We start from the raw sequence: 17,888 nt of genomic DNA on the forward strand, positions 1-17,888 counted from the left end.
TCGTGCGATATGTTCAAACCTGCATATTCAGAAAAATTATCTCGTGTTTTGCAAATGGCTGTCGCGCTTGAACCCCAATGGCCAAAGCTCTTTGTGACCGTTCCCCCATTCCGCGAGTGATTTGACAACAGGTTCAAGCGACAGGCCGAGTTCGGTCAGGCGGTACTCTACCTTTGGCGGCACCACCGGGTAGACCGTACGATCGATCAGACCATCTGCCTCCATGCTTCGCAGTTGCGATGTCAGTACTCTTTGCGTGATGTTTGGCAATGCCTTTTGGAATTCGTTGAAACGCATGACGTCCCGATCAAGCAGCAGGAAAAGGATCACACCTTTCCACTTTCCGTCGATGAGGCTAAGTGCTGCCTCGACTGCACATCCCGGATGGCAGTCATAGCTGCCTTTCGACCCATTATCTTTCGGCTTGTTAATAGTATCCATTACGTCACTATCTACTGTTCTGGTCAGTATGTGTCCAAATTGTACATACTTGCGCGATTTTAGATTATGTCCAATTTGACCGGTACGCAATTATGGAGAAAACGAGATGCGTGCCATCGGCTACACAACTTCGCTGCCAGTGAATGATCAAAAGTCATTGGAAGAATTCAATCTGCCAAAACCAACTGCCCAAGGACGAGATTTGCTGGTCGAAATCAGGGCTGTCGCAATCAACCCTGTCGACACCAAAGTGCGTATGCGGCGGCAATCTGAAAACGGTGAACCGATCGTGTTGGGTTACGACGCTGCAGGTGTGGTTGCCGAAGTCGGTTCGGACGTTAATGACTTTTCGCCCGGTGACGAGGTCTACTACGCTGGTGATATTACACGGCCGGGCACAAATTCGGAGTTTCATCTCGTTGACGAGCGGATCGTTGGCAGAAAGCCGAAGTCTCTTGGCTTTGCCGAAGCGGCGGCTTTGCCATTAACGACCATTACTGCGTGGGAAGCCTTGTTCGATCGCCTTAAGGTGCAGGATAAAGTCGGCAATGGCGCAGGAAGTCTCCTTATTGTAGGCGGTGCTGGTGGCGTCGGATCAATCGCAATCCAGCTCGCGCGCCAGTTAACGGACTTGAACGTGATCGCAACAGCTTCACGTTCAGCAAGCCAATCCTGGGTCAAGACACTGGGCGCACATAACGTCTTAGACCATTCTCAGAAACTGGCGCCTCAGTTTGAAGAGTTGGGACTAGATGCACCTGGCCTGGTTTTTTCAACAACGCACACTGAGCAACATCTTGAAGATCTCGCTGAAACGATTGCTCCACAAGGCAGGTTCCTGCTGATAGACGATCCGGAGACGTTCAGCATTATGCCCTTCAAGCAAAAGGCGGTTTCGATCCATTGGGAGTTCATGTTTACACGGTCAATGTTTCAGACGGCGGACATGGATGCACAAGGGAAGTTGCTGACCAAAGTTGCTGATCTTGTCGATCAGGGACGTGTTCGCACCACTTTGTCAGACGCTGTTTCACCAATTAGTGCAGAAAATTTGCGGAAAGCGCATCAACAGATCGAGAGCCAAAAGACCGTTGGTAAAATCGTTCTCGAAGATTTCTGACAACGCCCCTTCGACCTTGCGAACAACAATCGCATTCGTCATCCTCATTTGCGGAGGATGACGATGCCGATTGATGAAAGCGCCGTGCGTGCCAAACTGCAGTCGCTGAAAGCTGAACTGGAAGCACTTAGCGAAATCTCAGAAGAGGCACGTGCGCCGGTAACATTGGATCAACAGTCAGTTGGCCGGTTGTCGCGCATGGATGCACTTCAGGGACAAGCAATGGCGCAGGCTTCCGAGCGTCAGCGGCGTGCGCAAATACAAAGTATCGACGCCGCGCTGCATCGTTTGGACGTTGGCGACTACGGGTTCTGTGTTGAATGCGGCGAAGACATTGCGCCCAAGCGACTTGCGGTTGATCCAGCGGCAGCGTTTTGCATCAAATGCGCCAGTTAAACGACATGACGTCGAAGCCCGCTCAAAAAAGCGAAGACTTCCTTTTCTCTTTGCTCAATGGGAAAAAGATGCAGGTCTTCCTCAGTCCATTTTTCGTTTCGAGAAAGCTCATTTTCCAAAGCCTCTACTGAGCTGCGTTCTTCCAAGCTAAGCGGAAGCGTCTTTGAGGAGCGCAATAGTGAGAGCTGTTCGTGGATACGACGCAAAACGGAAAGAGCTGACCCCATCTGTTGTTTCAACTGGCTATTTTCCCGCCACGACTTTCCATTGAAGATTTCCTGGGTGACACGCTGACCGGCACCAAAACAGTTGTAGGAGACACAACCGGCAAATCCGAGCTTTGTCCTGCTGTCGAAAATCCTGCATTTGTCTTGGGTGCCGAGGTTGGGACACTCTTCTCCGGCGGCCTTGTCTATTGCAAAGGATTCGGATTTATCGAATGCAAACACAACACAGCAAAGAGCAGCACAAGCTGAGCAATCGGGATTGAGGTCAATTTGATCAACACTGTTCGGGCAACTTGACGCCAAGACTTTGCTTTCAGGGTTTCAGGGCCTTTGGAGAGCCGTCATGCACAGCTCAATGCTTTGAGGCACGCTACTCCCACTCGATCGTTCCGGGAGGCTTCGATGTGATGTCATAGGTTACGCGATTTATGCCCTGGACTTCATTGATGATACGGGTTGCGGTTTCACCAAGGAATTCATGCTCAAACGGGTAGTAGTCTGCCGTCATTCCGTCGACCGACGTTACGGCCCGAAGCGCACAGGCATAATCGTAGGTTCGACCGTCGCCCATGACACCGACTGTGCGCACCGGCAGAATGGCAACAAACGCCTGCCAGATTTCGTCATAGAGCCCGTGTTTTCTGATTTGATCGATGTAAACTGCATCAGCCTTCCGCAGGATTTCCAGTTTTTCGCGCGTGATTTCACCGGGGCAACGGATTGCAAGTCCTGGTCCCGGGAAGGGGTGACGCCCGATAAAACTTTCAGGAAGTCCAAGTTCGCGACCGAGTTCCCTCACCTCATCCTTGAAAAGTTCGCGCAAAGGCTCAACGAGTTTAAGACCCATTTTTTCAGGTAAGCCACCGACATTGTGATGGGACTTGATGGTGACCGATGGGCCTCCGGAAAAACTCACACTTTCGATGACATCCGGATATAGGGTCCCTTGCGCAAGAAAGTCAGCGCCCTCAATCTCGTTGGCGTGTTTTTGAAAAACATCGATGAACAGCTTGCCAATGATTTTGCGTTTTGTTTCCGGATCGGAAACGCCATCCAGCTCACCCAGGAACAATTCGGTTTCGTCTGCATGTATGAGCGGTATGTTGTAATGATCGCGGAACATGGAAACGACTTCGTCCGCTTCGTTCTGGCGCAAGAGCCCGTGGTCGACAAAGACGCATGTCAGCTGGTCCCCGATCGCCTCATGAATGAGAACTGCTGCCACAGAACTGTCTACACCGCCCGACAGCCCACAAATGACCTTTTTATCCCCGACCTGTTCACGAATTTTGTCGATGGCATCGTCTTTGTAAGCGCCCATCGTCCAGTCGCCGGTAAACCCTGCCAGGCGAACGAAGTTCTCATAAAGCGTTTTGCCGTTGGGCGTGTGATGAACTTCCGGATGAAATTGCACGGCAAAGAAGTTGCGGTTCTGATCGGCGGTCACGGCAAATGGCGCATTTGGCGAGACACCAAACACTTCAAAGCCTGGGGCCAGTTCACTGACGTGATCGCCGTGGCTCATCCACACCTGTTCTTTTCCACTGGCAAACCAGCCTTTCAGGATTGGCAGTGGACTGCTTGTGGGCGTGACAAAGGCGCGACCAAATTCAGCGGTGCCGCCACCTCCTGAAATCTTGCCACCTTCGACCTTGCCGCCAAGGTCCTGCATCATGACCTGTTGGCCGTAACAGATGCCCAGGATCGGGACACCAAGCTCATAGACCGCGCTTGGTGGTCGGGGAGCCCCTTCCCTTACCACTGAATCCGGCCCCCGGAGAAGATCACTGCCTTCGGGCGAAATTCCTCAAGAAAGCTCTCGCTTACATTCTGATAAGGGTGAATTTCGCAATAAACGCTGAGTTCACGCAAGCGCCGCGCAATAAGCTGGGTCACCTGAGAACCGAAGTCGATTATGAGGAGGCGGTCGTGATGATGGGTCATGGCCAGCTTCTAACCGGTCTTTTCTCCAAAATGAACCCGTATTCGGCGGATGAAATGATCCCTCACAGTATTTTTTTGACGCCTCCGTCAACAGCTGCGCCGGAGTTTTCGCCTGAGGTCAAGTTCGATGTCTTCCTACAAGCTGTGTACGGCTGAAATTCGGTTTTGACGCCTGTCTGTTGGCTACTTAGTCTGGACAGTGATCGTGCCATAACTGTCCAATGCCGGGTGGTGAAACGGTGCGCAAGGATGCCGGACCCATATGACCGCAGCTGCCCGTAAAGCGTTTGATGACGCTGTTGCTCTTGAACAATCTGGAAACCTGGACAAGGCTCTTGTATCTTATCTCAAGGCACAGGAACTTGCGCCGCAAGATACTGAAATCGCATATCGAACAGCCTCTGCGCTCTTGCAAGCCGGATATCTGGAAGAAGCGCAATCACAACTTCGCAGAATTGTGTTTGCCGAACCGGAGCATTTAGGTGCGCGCGGCAGCCTTGGAAGTTGCCAGCTTTTGCAGGGTGATCTTGAAAACGCACAACAGAATTTTCGTGACGTACTTGAACAGGCCCATGACAATCGAAACGCACTTTTTGGTCTGGCCACGGTGTTGTTGAAAGAAGGCCGGGCCGCGGAAGCAGAGGGACTTGCGAGAAAGCTTGTTGAACTGTTGCCTGACACGCCAGCTGTTTTGACCCTTTTTGCTGAGACCCAAGGCAAAACCGGCCACATCCCTGCGTCTATCGCGGCCTATCGCAAAGCTTTGAAGGTCGATCCGGAACATGTGCCCGCATTGATCGGCCTATCGGAGACCCTCCTGCTCAGAAAGCGTTATGATGAAGTCATTGAACTAGCCGTTCGGGCCAGTCAGCTTTCCAAAACCGATGCCTATCCTTTATCGGTGCTTTCTGATGCGCTTTCCGGAAAAGGAGCCCTCGAGGACGCAAGAGAAGCCTCGGAAGCGGCATTGGACCTGGATCCGCATTCCTTCCCAGTCATGGTGCAACTGAGCGTGCTTTCGCGAAAGCTCGGAGATCCCGTTGCCGCACTTCGTTACGCACTGGCAGCACATGACGAGGATACAGACGCAGCAGAGCCCCTCAATGCATTGGGATCAGCACTTGCCTCGCTAAAATACGCAACGGAAGCAAGATCGGTGTTGACCGGTCACGCCTCGAACAAACAGCTGGAACCAGGTGTTCGGCAGTTGATTGAAACTTTGATCGCCGAAAAAGTTGTTCCCGAGACTTCGCGGGAAAACTCTGCAACTCAATCCGGGCTTCCTAGCAAAAGCGTTGATATGAGCCGCGATACTCCGCAGAATTCAGAGACTTCGCGCTTGAACCCGGTCGGCGATGGAATGCCAAATGTTCTTGGCCTCAATCGGCAGGATCGATCATGATAACCTTGGGCGCCCCAGTTGCGAACCTAGGCTCGCTTCTGAAACACGGAAATGAAAAAACCGTCGGTACCTGTCGAATGCGGTGACAGCAAGAGTGATCCGGTTTCAGACACGTGGTCTGGCAAGGCCTTTTCCGGCAACAGCTCTTTCCAGATTTCGAGCGCTGAAACAGGCTGAAATTCGGGGTTCTGTTTCAGGAACCACTCCGATTGAGACTGATTTTCCTCGCGTAGAACAGAACAAGTCGCATATACCAACCGGCCGCCAGTTTTGACATATTTCTTTGCGTTTTCAAGCACATGCCGCTGATCTTTTATGCGGTCTTCAAGTGCTCTTTCCGACAATTTCCATTTTGAATCAGGGCGCCTGCGCCAAACGCCTGTTCCGGTGCAAGGGGCATCTATAAACACAAGATCCATTAGGTCTTCAAGATCAGTCAAATCCGTGCTCGCGGGATCTCTGACCTGGATATTGTGTACGCCTGCCCGCTTCAACCGTTCATGTATTGGGGCGAGCCGAAGCCGATCAGCGTCAAAAGCGTAGAGTTGACCCTTGTTCTGCATACTCGCAGCCAAGGCGAGCGTCTTGCCGCCGCCACCTGCACAATAGTCAAGAACCTGTTCGCCGGGCGCTGCCTTCGCCAAATACGCGGCCAGTTGGCTGGCCTCGTCCTGCAACTCAAACCACCCTTTTTGATAGCCTTCCTCAGCCTGGACATGCGGCATACGGCCAAGACCGGGTTTTGCTTCAATTCGGATGCCAAGTGGTGACAAAGACGAGGATTTTGCACCCGTATGGGCCAAACGCTTCAGAAGCTTGTCGCGGTTCGATTTCAATGTGTTGACGCGAAGATCGACAGGAGCGCGTCTCGCCAATGCCTTTCCTTCAGCAATGGCATTTTCACCTAGGCTGTCCTCAAACCGGGACCACAACCAATTTGGTATGTCTGCAGCTTCGGCAGGTGACAAGCTCAATTCTGCATCTTCTGAAAGCCGTTGTTTTTCAGGTTCCGACAAAGGCTCGGGCGCGTGTCTGTCCTGGGCAAGTGCCTCTTCGAGAGCGACAACTCCTTTTTCCCAGGATTTGACATAGGTTGCCAGGACAAGCCCTCGCGGGTCGCCTGATTGCATCACGGCGCTGAGCGACGCCTTGTTGCGTAACGCGTCAAAAACAAGGTTCCCGATCACCGTACGGTCTCCAGACCCCGCAAACCTGTGGGCTGTTCCCCAGTCTCTTAGTGCGGCTTGAACGGGACGATGCCGCGTTTCGACTTCCTGCAACACTTCAATTGCAGCCGCCAGGCGTCCACCGTCTTTCATGCAAATCCTTTGTAGTTCTTAAAACTCTTATCGAGCTGATAGGCTCGCTCAGACATTTGAAGGATAATTCGGGCTTTCCCGCGTGATCGTAACATCATGTGCATGGCTTTCCCGCAAACCGGCTCCGGAAATCTGCACAAATCTGGCCTTTTCCTGAAAATCAAGAATGTCCTTGCCGCCAACATAACCCATGGCAGCGCGCAAGCCGCCAGCCAATTGATGCAGCACGCTACCGAGCATTCCCTTATATGGAACCTGCCCCTCAATTCCTTCAGGTACCAGTTTCAGACTGTCACGGACTTCAGCCTGGAAATAGCGGTCGGCCGAGCCACGCGCCATCGCACCAACGGATCCCATGCCGCGGTAAGATTTATAGGATCTGCCCTGATGCAAGTAGACTTCACCCGGGCTTTCTTCTGTTCCGGCCAGAAGTGACCCAACCATGACTGAGCCCGCGCCGGCAGCAATGGCTTTTGCAAGATCCCCAGAGAACTTAATGCCGCCGTCTGCGACGACCGGGACGCCTTGTTTGCTGGCTTCCTCGACGGATTCCATGATTGCGGTCAATTGTGGAACGCCCACACCGGCAACAATCCTAGTCGTGCAGATTGAGCCCGGGCCAATACCGACTTTCACCGCATCAGCACCGGCGTCGATCAACGCTCGGGTTGCTTCCGAAGTCGCGACATTACCCGCAAGAACCTGAACGGAGTTGGACAGTTTCTTGACCTGTCCAACCATATCCAGAACCTTCTGGGAATGACCGTGAGCCGTGTCCACCACAAGCATGTCAACGCCTGCGTCGACCAAACGTTCTGCACGTGCAAAACCTTCTTCGCCAACGCTTGTTGCAGCAGCAACCCTCAGCCGCCCCTGATCATCCTTCGACGCATTGGGGTTGAGCTGCGCCTTTTCCATGTCTTTGACGGTGATCAGTCCTATGCAATTGCGGTTGTCGTCAACAACGAGAAGCTTTTCAATCCTGTTTTGATGCAACAAACGCTTGGCGTCTTCCTGACTGACGTTGTCGCTGACAGTGACCAGGTTTTCGCTTGTCATCAATTCGTGGATCTTCTGGTTCGGATTTGAAGCGAACCGGACGTCCCTGTTCGTTAGAATTCCCACAAGTTTGCCGGTGGACTGACCGCCAGAGCCCCCGTTTTCAACAACCGGGACACCCGATATCCCGAAACGTTTCATCAGATCCAGCGCTTCCTGCAACGAAGCGTCAGGCCCGATCACAAGCGGATTGACGACCATGCCGGATTCGAACTTCTTGACCATGCGGACTTCTTCAGCCTGCCGATCAAGAGACAAGTTGCGGTGAACGACACCGATGCCGCCGGCCTGCGCCATGGCGATTGCCAGCCGGCCTTCAGTGACGGTGTCCATTGCGGACGAAAGAATTGGAATATTCAGTTCCAGATCACGTGTAACCTTGGTTCGAAGGTCCACATCACCAGGCATGACTTCAGAGTGGCCGGGTATCAGCAAAACATCGTCGAATGTCAGGGCTTGCTGTCCGGTCGACGGGACAAAGAATGATGCCATGGCCAATTCCCCTTTATGAAAAATAGCTGAAACACCGGCCGTTCTCGTTGAACGCCAGCATCGGTTGAGTCGCTTCGGCTGTGCCGGAGAAGTTGGCGCGGGTCAATAACACGCAGGTGACAGAATGAAAAGGGTCATACTGGATCCGAAGAATTATCCCCATCCAGTTCTGTCAAAAGGGCAGCAATCACTGCCTCGCGCAAATAATCATACTGCTGGGCGTTCGTGTCAGCCAGAGCCTCTTCCCTCGAGGCTGGAATGTCATCATAGACGATCGGATACTCGAACTGGCTTCGCGTAAAGTCGTATCGGTGCCCGTCGATCAAGTTGTAAAAGTGCCAAGAGAGGCCAAAGCGGGTTTTGACAATCCGGGCGTTCAAGATGTCATTTGCAACAAGGGCCGTAACACCACATTGACCGGCGGCAGGCACATCCACTGACCAGAGGGTACTGGATTCAAGGCTCCATGACTTTTGAAGGGCCCTTTTGAAGTCCTCTGTATTTGCCATTGATATGAACCCCTTACAAGCAATCAAGCTAGGCCTATCAGCGCTTCAAAATTCGGTCATTCTAAGCAACGCATCAAGATTCGGGCTCGGGCTCTGTGCCCCTAAATCCTTTTGCAATCACATAAAGCTCCGGACTTTCCTTGCGGCTAGCAGGTGGTTTCAAATGCGCGACGGTCTTGAAGTCTCTTTTCAGATCTCGCAGGAGCGCATTTTCAGTACCGCCCCTGAACACTTTCGCCAGAAATGATCCCCTGGAACCAGATTTTGCCTCGCAAAATCGACAGCGATCTCGAACAGGTGTGTTGTACGCAGGTGATCGGTTTGCTTGTGACCTGTTGTCGGAGCTGCCATATCCGAAAGAACGACATCGGGTTTTTGCCCCCCAAGAGCTTCCATGAGCACTGCCGGTGCATCATCATCCAGGAAGTCTTTCTTCAGGAACGTCGCGCCGCGAACATGGTCCATGTCCAGGTAATCGATCCCAACGACTTTGGGAGCCTCGATGCTTGATTGCACCCGCTGAGCCGCAACTTGACACCAGCCTCCAGGCGCAGACCCAAGGTCAACGACGCGGTATCCAGGCTTAAGCAGCTTATGTTTATCGTCAATTTCAATCAGCTTATAGGCAGCTCGGGATCTGTAGCCGTCGATCTTGGCGCGACGAACGTAGGGATCGTTCAATTGACGCTCCAACCAGCGCGTGGACGACTCCCGACGGCCAGCTGCGGTTTTCACCTTGACGTGGAGCCCGCGATCTCCGGATCCTTTTTTGAACGGCTCATGCTCTGTTTCCTTGGCGGCCACGGTCGAAACGCGACCTCGATCTGCGACGCGCCCAAACTCCGTCGGCCGCCATCAACTCGGTCAGGATACCTTCGCGCAGGCCCCGGTCGGCAACTCGGAGCCTCGGGCAGGTCCAACGACGTCGAATTGCTTCTAAAATTGCACAGCCTGCCAGCACAAGATCTGCGCGATCTGCACCGATGCAAGGGTTCTCCATGCGCGCCTCATAAGGCATGTCGCGCAGCTCATCAATCATTCTGGAAACATCACTGTCATCGAGCCACGTTCCGTCGACCCGGCGCCGGTCATAGCGTTTGAGCCCGAGATGGACACCGGCCAGCGTCGTCACCGTGCCAGAGGTGCCGAGCATATGAACACGGCCGGAAGCGATTGCTTCAGTGAGATTGTTAGCAAGATTGAACGCAGCAAGGTGGTCGGCTGCGTCTTCAACCATCGCTTCGAATATATCTGGCGTGACATGAACACCACCGTGCCGTTCCGCCAAATTCACCACTCCAACCGGTAGTGAAATCCAGGACCGGATGAACCGTGTCAGCGCATAGCCACGAGCACCGCACCGATTGCGAAGATCGAGCCAGACAATTTCGGAAGATCCTCCTCCGATATCGAACAAGATGACACCATCGGCCTCATGGTCGACAAGCGACGCACATCCGGCAACTGCCAGACGCGCCTCCGTTTCCCTGTTGACCACCTCCAGAGCAAGGCCGGTTTCGGTCTTCACCCGGTCAATGAATTCGGATCCGTTTTCTGCCGCCCGGCACGCCTCAGTGGCAATCAATCTTGAGCGTGCAACACCGCGGTCAGAGAGTTTGCGATGACAATTCGCGAGTGCCTCAATTGCCCGGTCCATCGCCGCATCGCTCAGTCGCTTCTGCGAATCGACGCCTTCACCCAGTCGAACTATTCTTGAATAGGCATCGACAACACGAAATCCACGTTCTTCCGGCCTGGCAATCAAGAGCCGACAATTGTTTGTGCCGAGATCCAGCGCTGCATAAAGAGGGCTGCTGTTTTGTCCATGAGGTGCTTTGGGACGATATCCCTGAGGCCTTTTGGGTTTCTGAAACTCACCGGTTGCCGATGTGGCCCAATTGTCGGATTTTGCCTCAGATCTCTGCCTTGATTGTGGCTTCAGACTTTCCTCGGTTGGACCTGAGACATTTTGCGAGGTTACGTTGCTGGCACGATTGCCGCTGACTGCCTGTTGCTCAACACCTTGATTGTTGCGCGCCTGCCACCGTTTACGGCCACGCCGCCTCGCCGCTTTCTTGCCTTTTGGACTGGTGACCCCTTCCGCACCAGGTTGCGGTTGCGACGAAGAATGCGGGTTGAGAGCGTGTTGTTGCTGGTGTGTGCCGGAGGCCTGTTCGGTTTGAGATTTTGCACGACCGCGTCGACGCTTTCTGCGCCGTTTTTGTGTCGATGCCGAGTCTTCACCATCGGTCGATGGCCGCGCCTGATTGTCATGCGATGTACTGATGGATCCGGAGACAGCAAGGGTCGGGTTTTGTCCCTTCCCTTCAAATGACGCAGCCGCCACACCGTTTTGTGTGACGGGAGAGCCTTTTGCACCACTGCCAGAACGGCGCTTTCGACGCCTTCTACCCGTGGTCCGGAGCTCCGACGAAGCTCCGCTGTTCCCGGACTCATCAGGGATACCACGCCCGGAATCGGGCGGTTCCTGACCTGACTGAGTCACTTTTTGCCTTTCAGGTCGCCGCCGCAGCCGACATGGTTTCCATGGGCGCAGTTCGCAACCGTATCTTTCGTTGCAAAAACTGTAACAGGTTGATGGCGGATGGAAAAGCACTTACGAGACCGGAACCTATCGGAATGTCTCCGAGACCACGGTCCGGTCGAATTTTCAAAAAAGTCAAAAACGGGCCTTGCAATAAAGAATATGATGGATGTATATGCGGCTCACCTGTTCGAGGTGGAAACGTGTTCCACTCGAAACATTGGTTGCTCACAAAGTGAGCCCGATTGGGGAATAGGTTAACGGTAGACCCACGGACTCTGACTCCGTTAGTCCTGGTTCGAATCCAGGTTCCCCAGCCAACCCTTCACTGGATCAATGATTTTGAGCCGTTCGATCGTCTCCCGGATCGGCTGATCTCGGCATTCCTGGCAATTGAATTTCTTTTTCGGTTGTTTGCATCCCACATACGGCACACCGGTCACTTATTGCTGGCGTATCATGCGGGTCAAAGTTGAGTCATTGTCAACAAGATGGTGCTTCAACGCGCCGGCAACATGCAGCGCCAGTGCACCTACCATTAGCCAGCCGTAGGCGCCGTGGAGCCAGTGCCCCATTCCGGAGAGCGCTTCTATTTCCCTGCCAGCAGGTATTGTGAACAGGCCAAACACGTTGGTAGTTCTGCCGCCAAAGTAGGATCCGATTATGCCTGAGATCGGCATAACTATGATCCCAGCAAGCAGGACGATGTGGACCAGCTTGGCCGTGAGACGCTGCCAGTCAGGCATTACGGAAGCTTCGTCCAGAAAACCTTGCTTCAACCGGTAGCCAACGCGCCACAGCCCAAAAATGAGGATGAGCACTCCGACTGCCTTGTGAATTCCAATCATTTGTCCTTTGCCTGGACCACTTTCAACGAATTCCGACAGGTAAAAACCGAAGCAGATCATCCCGATTATTGCAGCAGCGATGATCCAGTGATTGAACCGCGAAATGCCATCATATGAGGCTGTTCTCGAGAGGTTGGCACTCATCCAATGCTCCTACAATTCAAAAAGTGTCCAGGTCTGGTAGGATTTTCTGGCTTCTTCGCAGGGCTGGAGGGACAGGGGCCGCATCACATGGATTGGAGAGCCGCCGCGCCCTTCCCGCTTCTCCGTACTGCTCACTGTTACGCATAACTTCGGATCGGCTTGGGCGACCAACTGACCATTGTCATTCAACGTGAACTTCTGTGTGTCGGTGTCACCGCATTGGTCGAGCATAATCGGCGCACCGGTTTCAACAGACGGGACAGTCATACAGACGTCAAAATAAGGAATGCGAAACTCTCCCTTGCCGATGAGCTCCTCATCAAAGCCCTGATCTTCCAGGATATCTCCCGTGTAGTTGTAGCAAGTGTGAGCCTGAAGACCCTTGTCCAGCGGCGCGTTCTTGCCCCGCCCGCCAGCGATATCAAGGCAGTAGCCGCGCGCGTCGTCCAGCCTGTCAGTCAACTGGACTTCAACCAGGTTTCCAGCTGATTTGGCTGGTAAGGCCAGCGTGGCCAGGCCAAGGAATGCCAGCGCTATCCCGGTGATCAATTTCATGATGTTACCCCTTGAATGCCTTTGATGGCGCAATTCGCTGCCACCCAATTGTTCTAATACAAACAATTTACATCAGAACTTTGTGACCGTAATGTGCCAGGATCATGAATTTGTTCGATAGCGTTGTCAGGTCATGAAACAGGCACTGATATCCATCCACCCCGTTTTGCATTCAGCCACCTTGTTGGAAAAGCGGATTGAAGTCCTGCTAAGACCAACTGGGATCCGTCACCGACAGGCGCTCATCCTGGATGCCTTGGCGCAGATCGGACCGACCTCACAGAGGCACCTGGCAAAACAGTTCGATATCTCGGCGGGCAGCATGAGTTCGATGACGGAACGGCTGGTAGCGCTCGGGTTCATCACGCAAAACACAAACCCCGAAAACCGCCGCAGTGATATTCTTGACCTGACACCTGACGGCCGCGACGTTCTGGAGAAAGTGTGGATCGTCTGGCAAGAGGCAACGTTCCTGATCACCTCGGCACTCGGTGACGATCAGGCAGAGACACTTACGGTCCTTTCCACGAAGCTCCGGAATGCTTTAGGGGGAGCGCAGCCAGAAAAAGAACGGCGCAGGACCTGAGTTTCCATCCTCGGTGTCACTCCAAAGTCGCCAATCACCAATCTTTATCGGATTGTCAAACCGGGGCGCGGATTCATCACAGCAAACTGTGAGCGAATGCCCGGCAATGATAGCGCTTTTTCCTTGCTGCCGTTTTGCTTGCAGAACACCTAGAACCACCGGACATGGCTTCCTGGTCGTTTAAACCATGCCGGTTGCCTCGGTTCGATCTGGTCAGAACTGGTGTTTCCTGAGCCTATCCAGACTGACTTCCGAAACTTGGCCACGAACCATTCTTGGAAGGGTGTATTGAAGGTCAATCTTCGTTTGTTGCAAGAGGCTTACGTATTCTGGCTGGGACTCCATTTTTTCCAGCTGTATTTTTCCCTAGGCAAAGCGTCTTTCGAACTGTGACCTAAAGGATATCATCGTCAGTTCCATCACTTGTTGGGTTGCCGGTGCCTCGTTAAGCTCTGAAGCGATTGCTTGTTTCGAATTCTTCTTTGGCAAGCTGGTGAACCTGTGGGGCCAGATGCAGATTGGGTCTTTTCTATGCTGGTCCATGATTTCTTTCATGCTTTTCCAAGTGCATGCGAGTGCAAACGAAAGAACTCCTGGATATCAAGGCAGCGCCATTTGTCAGTCGTGCCACGAAGGGGCTTATCAAGACTGGAAATCCAGTCATCATGCCTTGGCCTGGCTCTCCGTTGATGATGAGAACGTTGATGGCGACTTCAACAATTCCGCATTTGAGCATCGAGGTCGCAAGACGCGGTTCTTTAAGGACGGTGATCGTTACTTCATCGAGACATCCGACATTCTTGGAGGTAATAAAGTCCTTGAAGTCAAAGGGGTTGCCGGCATCACACCCTTGCAGCAATACCTGATTGAGACTGAACCAGGGCGCTTGCAATCACTAGATATCGCGTGGGACCAGGAAAACGAACGCTGGTATCACCTTTACCCGGATCAGGTGCTGGCACCCAATGATGGTTATCATTGGTCCGGACCATACAAGAACTGGAATTCGCGCTGCGCAGAATGCCACGCAACCGGGTTTCAAAAGAACTATGATCCAAGAACGCGACGCTACTCCAGTACTCAGTCTGAGATCGGTGTAGGATGTGAAGCTTGTCATGGGCCGGGGGAAGCACACGTTGCTTGGGCGAATGGTGCTTCTTCGTCAGAACTTTCCGTCTTTGAAGGAACAGACGATCAAGGCCTTAGCGTCAATTTCAAAGACGCATTTGCGCATACGGAAATCGAACAGTGTGCGGCTTGCCATTCAAGGCGAGAGCCGAATCAAGACGGCAATCCGCTTCCCGGCACGCCCTTTCACGACAGCTATCGCTTGGCGCTGCTGCGGGATGGACTTTATCACGCTGACGGTCAGATCCGGGATGAGGTCTATGTCTACGGGTCTTTTCTTCAATCAAAAATGTATGCTGAAGGTGTCCGATGCTCGGACTGTCATGAGCCCCACTCCGGCCAACTAAAGGCCGCGGGAAACGGGGTTTGCACTCAATGTCACTCTGAAGCGGGTAACAACAAGTTCTCCTCATTGACGCTTAAAAGGTATGACAGCTCCGACCATCACTTCCACGAAACAGGAACCGCAGGAGCGCAATGCGTTTCCTGTCACATGATCGAACGCACCTATATGGGAATTGACGGCCGCCGCGACCATTCCTTCAGGGTTCCGCGGCCGGATCTCAGTGCGTCTCTTGGAACGCCGAATGCCTGCACGGATTGTCACACGGACAAGCCAGCGTCCTGGGCTGCGGAAGAATTAAAAGCGCGTTTTCCTGATAGTGACCATCGTTCACCTCATTTTGCTTCAGTATTTGCCCCGGCACGCGGAGGTGTGACGGGACTTGGAGAACAATTGCTTAATATTGCACGGCAAGAGACGCTGCCCGGAATCGTGCGCGCTTCGGCAATCAATTTGTACGCACAACACTCAAGACCCGATGCACAAAGTGAGACATTTTCGCTCTTGAGCGACTCCGACCCTCTTGTGCGGGCCGCAGCCGTTTCGTTGACGGCTTCTCAGCCGGCCAGCACTCAGGTTCAGCTGCTGTCCAAATTGTTGGAAGACCCTCTGAAGTCTGTTCGTATTGCCGCAGCTAGGCAGCTTCTGGGAGCCTCAATAGGGGTGGAAGACCAAAGAACTCAACGTGCCGCCCAGAATGCTAACGACGAGTGGCGTGCCGCCCTTTCTTCCAAGCTGGATTATCCAGAAACACATATGGTTATCGCGGGTACGGCCCTGACTTTGCGAAATCCGAAGGCCGCCATCAGGGCGTTTCAAGAAGCCACGCAGCTCGATCCGCAATTGGCAGATGCCTGGATTATGCAGATCCGTCTTTTTATGGCGCTTCAAGACTACACCAATGCACAAATGACCCTTCAACGAGCGAAAAAACTGATCCCGGATGACACGAGGCTCGCTGACTTTGAGCGTCTTTTTCAAGGCCGTTGACCAGTCGACTGGCGCCGAATTTCCACTTTTAGCTGTATTTTCGGGTCGAAGAATGAATGGGCCTAGGCATTCTTTACGAGGCTTATGACCTTTAGAAAATTAAATTTCGCTTTCTGTATTGACGCAAGGGAAAATTCGACATCTGATTGATGAACCGACGTCCAACGCATTGGTACTAATAACAATTTTAGTCAGTACCAGTGTACATGGGAGGATTATCAAACATGCCATTTCAGTATAACTTCAGAGCCGCAATGTTTGCGGCCTGTGCCATTGGAGCCTTCAGTCTCGCCGGAGGGGGCTGCGCTGGCACAATCAGAAGGTAAGCCCAACATTCTCGTCATCTGGGGTGACGATGTCGGACAATCCAACATATCTGCCTATACATTCGGTTTAATGGGATACAACACGCCTAATATCGACCGGATTGCCAAAGAAGGCATGATGTTCACCGACTATTATGGCGAGCAGTCATGCACAGCAGGCCGGTCTTCCTACATCACTGGACAAAGCGTTTTCAGAACGGGCCTGTCGAAAGTTGGTTTGCCAGGTGCTGATCTCGGCATGCAGGAGGAAGACCCGACAATTGCCGGTCTCCTGAAAGCACAAGGGTATGTGACCGGACAGTTTGGTAAAAACCATCTCGGCGACAAGGATGAACATCTCCCGACCAATCATGGGTTCGACGAGTTTTTTGGCAATCTTTATCACCTGAATGCCGAGGAAGAGCCAGAGAACGAGGACTATCCCGGAAACATGACGCTGGCAGACGGCAGAACTTTCCGTGAGGCGTTCGGTCCTCGTGGCGTCATCAAGTCTTCCGCTGATGGTACGATTGAAGACACAGGCCCTCTCACTAAAAAACGTATGGAAACTGTCGATGACGAGACGGTAACCGCCGCTATCGACTTCATCAAACGGGCAAATGATCAGGGGCAACCCTTTTATGTCTGGTGGAATGGTACCCGGATGCATTTCCGAACCCACGTGAAGCCGGAAATGCGCGAAAGAGCAAATGAGCTCGCCGGCAGAAATCTTGATGAATATTCAGCAGGCATGCTCGAGCATGATCTGCATGTCGGCCAGCTTCTTGATTTGATCGATGAGCTTGGCATAGCTGACAATACAATCGTCCATTACTCAACGGATAACGGCCCGCACTACAACACCTGGCCTGACGCTGCTTCGACACCGTTTTTTGGTGAGAAGAACACCAACTATGAAGGTGGATGGCGTGTTCCGTCGATGGTCCGTTGGCCTGGCAAGATTGAAGCAGGCGCTGTTTCCAATGAGATCATGCATCACATGGACTGGTTGCCGACTTACCTGGCTGCCGCTGGCGCTCCGGAAATAAAGGAACAACTGAAAGACGGTGGCGTTCAAGCGATTGGGCGCGAATACAAAGTTCATCTCGACGGCTACAACTTCCTGCCGGTACTTCTGGGTGAAGAAGACACCGGACCAAGAGCGGAGATCTTTTATTTCTCTGATGACGGCGATCTGACGGCATTGCGCTGGAACGACTGGAAATTGATCTTCATGGAGCAGAAACAATACAAGACTTTGCGGGCATGGATCGAACCCTTCACGGTTCTGCGTCTTCCGCTTATCTTCAATCTGCGCCGCGATCCCTACGAGCGGTCCTATCAGACTTCCAATACCTATTACGATTGGTTGATCGACCGGGCCTATATGCTTGTACCCGCGCAGCAGTATGTCGGGAATTTCCTTGCCACTTTCCAAGAATTTCCGCCGCGCCAGAAAGCTGCGAGTTTCTCCCTCGACCAGGTCATGGATAAACTCAGCACGCCAGGCGGCGCGCAGTAAAAGCTGTTTGTAC

14 protein-coding genes, 1 tRNA gene and 2 pseudogenes are annotated in these 17,888 nt (G+C 52.9%); 7 read left to right on the top strand and 10 right to left on the bottom strand.

Annotated elements, in window-relative coordinates:
• Window positions 1-36 precede the first annotated feature (36 nt).
• On the bottom strand, window positions 37-441 hold the full coding sequence (locus ACZ1HV_RS02115; RefSeq protein ID WP_472717171.1) for a winged helix-turn-helix transcriptional regulator: 405 nt from the start codon (window positions 439-441) through the stop codon (window positions 37-39).
• Between the two features lie 106 nt (window positions 442-547).
• On the opposite strand from ACZ1HV_RS02115, the gene ACZ1HV_RS02120 reads away from it, so the two are divergent.
• Both ACZ1HV_RS02120 and ACZ1HV_RS02125 read left to right on the top strand, forming a co-directional pair.
• Window positions 548-1,561: a zinc-binding alcohol dehydrogenase family protein gene (locus ACZ1HV_RS02120; RefSeq protein ID WP_472717172.1), complete on the top strand. Its 1,014-nt coding sequence runs from the start codon at window positions 548-550 to the stop codon at window positions 1,559-1,561.
• A 63-nt stretch (window positions 1,562-1,624) separates the two neighbouring features.
• Window positions 1,625-1,957, top strand: coding sequence for a TraR/DksA family transcriptional regulator (locus tag ACZ1HV_RS02125; protein WP_472717173.1), 333 nt, complete (start codon window positions 1,625-1,627; stop codon window positions 1,955-1,957).
• Here the strand turns inward: ACZ1HV_RS02125 and ACZ1HV_RS02130 are convergent.
• A complete protein-coding gene (locus tag ACZ1HV_RS02130; protein WP_472717174.1) occupies window positions 1,954-2,196 on the bottom strand; it encodes a hypothetical protein in 243 nt (80 codons plus the stop codon). The two genes, ACZ1HV_RS02125 and ACZ1HV_RS02130, sit on opposite strands and share 4 nt — an antisense overlap.
• 358 nt (window positions 2,197-2,554) lie before the next feature.
• A pseudogene (guaA, locus tag ACZ1HV_RS02135) lies at window positions 2,555-4,128 on the bottom strand (glutamine-hydrolyzing GMP synthase).
• A gap of 262 nt (window positions 4,129-4,390) precedes the next feature.
• Between guaA and ACZ1HV_RS02140 the strand changes: the two are divergent.
• The gene (locus ACZ1HV_RS02140) at window positions 4,391-5,530 is read left to right on the top strand and encodes a tetratricopeptide repeat protein (protein ID WP_472717175.1); all 1,140 of its coding nucleotides are present in this window, start codon (window positions 4,391-4,393) and stop codon (window positions 5,528-5,530) included.
• A gap of 26 nt (window positions 5,531-5,556) precedes the next feature.
• Here ACZ1HV_RS02140 and ACZ1HV_RS02145 read toward each other — a convergent pair whose 3' ends face one another.
• From ACZ1HV_RS02145 to ACZ1HV_RS02165, 5 genes and pseudogenes are all read right to left on the bottom strand, one after another.
• The gene (locus tag ACZ1HV_RS02145; RefSeq protein WP_298962970.1) at window positions 5,557-6,849 is read right to left on the bottom strand and encodes an RsmB/NOP family class I SAM-dependent RNA methyltransferase; all 1,293 of its coding nucleotides are present in this window, start codon (window positions 6,847-6,849) and stop codon (window positions 5,557-5,559) included.
• Window positions 6,850-6,897: 48 nt separating this feature from the next.
• Entirely contained in the window at window positions 6,898-8,400 is a 1,503-nt protein-coding gene (guaB, locus tag ACZ1HV_RS02150) for an IMP dehydrogenase (protein WP_298815463.1), read from the bottom strand.
• A gap of 134 nt (window positions 8,401-8,534) precedes the next feature.
• Window positions 8,535-8,909: a YunG family protein gene (locus ACZ1HV_RS02155; RefSeq protein WP_472717176.1), complete on the bottom strand. Its 375-nt coding sequence runs from the start codon at window positions 8,907-8,909 to the stop codon at window positions 8,535-8,537.
• A 73-nt stretch (window positions 8,910-8,982) separates the two neighbouring features.
• A pseudogene (locus ACZ1HV_RS02160) lies at window positions 8,983-9,713 on the bottom strand (RlmE family RNA methyltransferase).
• Window positions 9,688-11,415, bottom strand: a complete 1,728-nt coding sequence (locus ACZ1HV_RS02165) for a Ppx/GppA phosphatase family protein (protein WP_298962963.1) — start codon at window positions 11,413-11,415, stop codon at window positions 9,688-9,690. Before ACZ1HV_RS02165 ends, ACZ1HV_RS02160 begins: the two are co-directional and overlap by 26 nt.
• 285 nt (window positions 11,416-11,700) lie before the next feature.
• Here ACZ1HV_RS02165 and ACZ1HV_RS02170 point away from each other — a divergent pair.
• Window positions 11,701-11,774, top strand: a tRNA-Gln gene (locus ACZ1HV_RS02170).
• A gap of 123 nt (window positions 11,775-11,897) precedes the next feature.
• On the opposite strand, the gene ACZ1HV_RS02175 is transcribed toward ACZ1HV_RS02170, so the two are convergent.
• A complete protein-coding gene (locus ACZ1HV_RS02175; RefSeq protein WP_472717177.1) occupies window positions 11,898-12,446 on the bottom strand; it encodes a cytochrome b in 549 nt (182 codons plus the stop codon).
• Between the two features lie 9 nt (window positions 12,447-12,455).
• The gene (locus ACZ1HV_RS02180; protein WP_472717178.1) at window positions 12,456-13,001 is read right to left on the bottom strand and encodes a ricin-type beta-trefoil lectin domain protein; all 546 of its coding nucleotides are present in this window, start codon (window positions 12,999-13,001) and stop codon (window positions 12,456-12,458) included.
• A gap of 133 nt (window positions 13,002-13,134) precedes the next feature.
• Here ACZ1HV_RS02180 and ACZ1HV_RS02185 point away from each other — a divergent pair, with 133 nt between their 5' ends.
• The 3 genes from ACZ1HV_RS02185 (at window position 13,135) to ACZ1HV_RS02195 (ending at window position 17,875) form a co-directional block, all read left to right on the top strand.
• Window positions 13,135-13,587: a MarR family winged helix-turn-helix transcriptional regulator gene (locus tag ACZ1HV_RS02185; protein ID WP_472717179.1), complete on the top strand. Its 453-nt coding sequence runs from the start codon at window positions 13,135-13,137 to the stop codon at window positions 13,585-13,587.
• Window positions 13,588-14,140: 553 nt separating this feature from the next.
• Window positions 14,141-16,048 (top strand): multiheme c-type cytochrome, encoded by a 1,908-nt coding sequence (locus tag ACZ1HV_RS02190; protein ID WP_472717180.1) that lies wholly within the window; start codon window positions 14,141-14,143, stop codon window positions 16,046-16,048.
• Between the two features lie 273 nt (window positions 16,049-16,321).
• Window positions 16,322-17,875: an arylsulfatase gene (locus tag ACZ1HV_RS02195; RefSeq protein WP_472717181.1), complete on the top strand. Its 1,554-nt coding sequence runs from the start codon at window positions 16,322-16,324 to the stop codon at window positions 17,873-17,875.
• Window positions 17,876-17,888 lie beyond the last annotated feature (13 nt).

The organism is Roseibium sp. JB4-4 (assembly GCF_055693425.1).

Excerpts from the sequence above, each read along its gene's own strand:
- ACZ1HV_RS02185 (WP_472717179.1), top strand. The coding sequence starts at position 13,135 with ATGAAACAGGCACTGATATCCATCCACCCCGTTTTGCATTCAGCCACC.
- ACZ1HV_RS02120 (WP_472717172.1), top strand. The coding sequence starts at position 548 with ATGCGTGCCATCGGCTACACAACTTCGCTGCCAGTGAATGATCAAAAG.
- ACZ1HV_RS02155 (WP_472717176.1), bottom strand. The coding sequence starts at position 8,909 with ATGGCAAATACAGAGGACTTCAAAAGGGCCCTTCAAAAGTCATGGAGC.
- guaB (WP_298815463.1), bottom strand. The coding sequence starts at position 8,400 with ATGGCATCATTCTTTGTCCCGTCGACCGGACAGCAAGCCCTGACATTC.
- ACZ1HV_RS02140 (WP_472717175.1), top strand. The coding sequence starts at position 4,391 with ATGACCGCAGCTGCCCGTAAAGCGTTTGATGACGCTGTTGCTCTTGAA.
- ACZ1HV_RS02145 (WP_298962970.1), bottom strand. The coding sequence starts at position 6,849 with ATGAAAGACGGTGGACGCCTGGCGGCTGCAATTGAAGTGTTGCAGGAA.
- ACZ1HV_RS02190 (WP_472717180.1), top strand. The coding sequence starts at position 14,141 with ATGCTTTTCCAAGTGCATGCGAGTGCAAACGAAAGAACTCCTGGATAT.
- ACZ1HV_RS02115 (WP_472717171.1), bottom strand. The coding sequence starts at position 441 with ATGGATACTATTAACAAGCCGAAAGATAATGGGTCGAAAGGCAGCTAT.
- ACZ1HV_RS02175 (WP_472717177.1), bottom strand. The coding sequence starts at position 12,446 with ATGAGTGCCAACCTCTCGAGAACAGCCTCATATGATGGCATTTCGCGG.
- ACZ1HV_RS02125 (WP_472717173.1), top strand. The coding sequence starts at position 1,625 with ATGCCGATTGATGAAAGCGCCGTGCGTGCCAAACTGCAGTCGCTGAAA.
- ACZ1HV_RS02180 (WP_472717178.1), bottom strand. The coding sequence starts at position 13,001 with ATGAAATTGATCACCGGGATAGCGCTGGCATTCCTTGGCCTGGCCACG.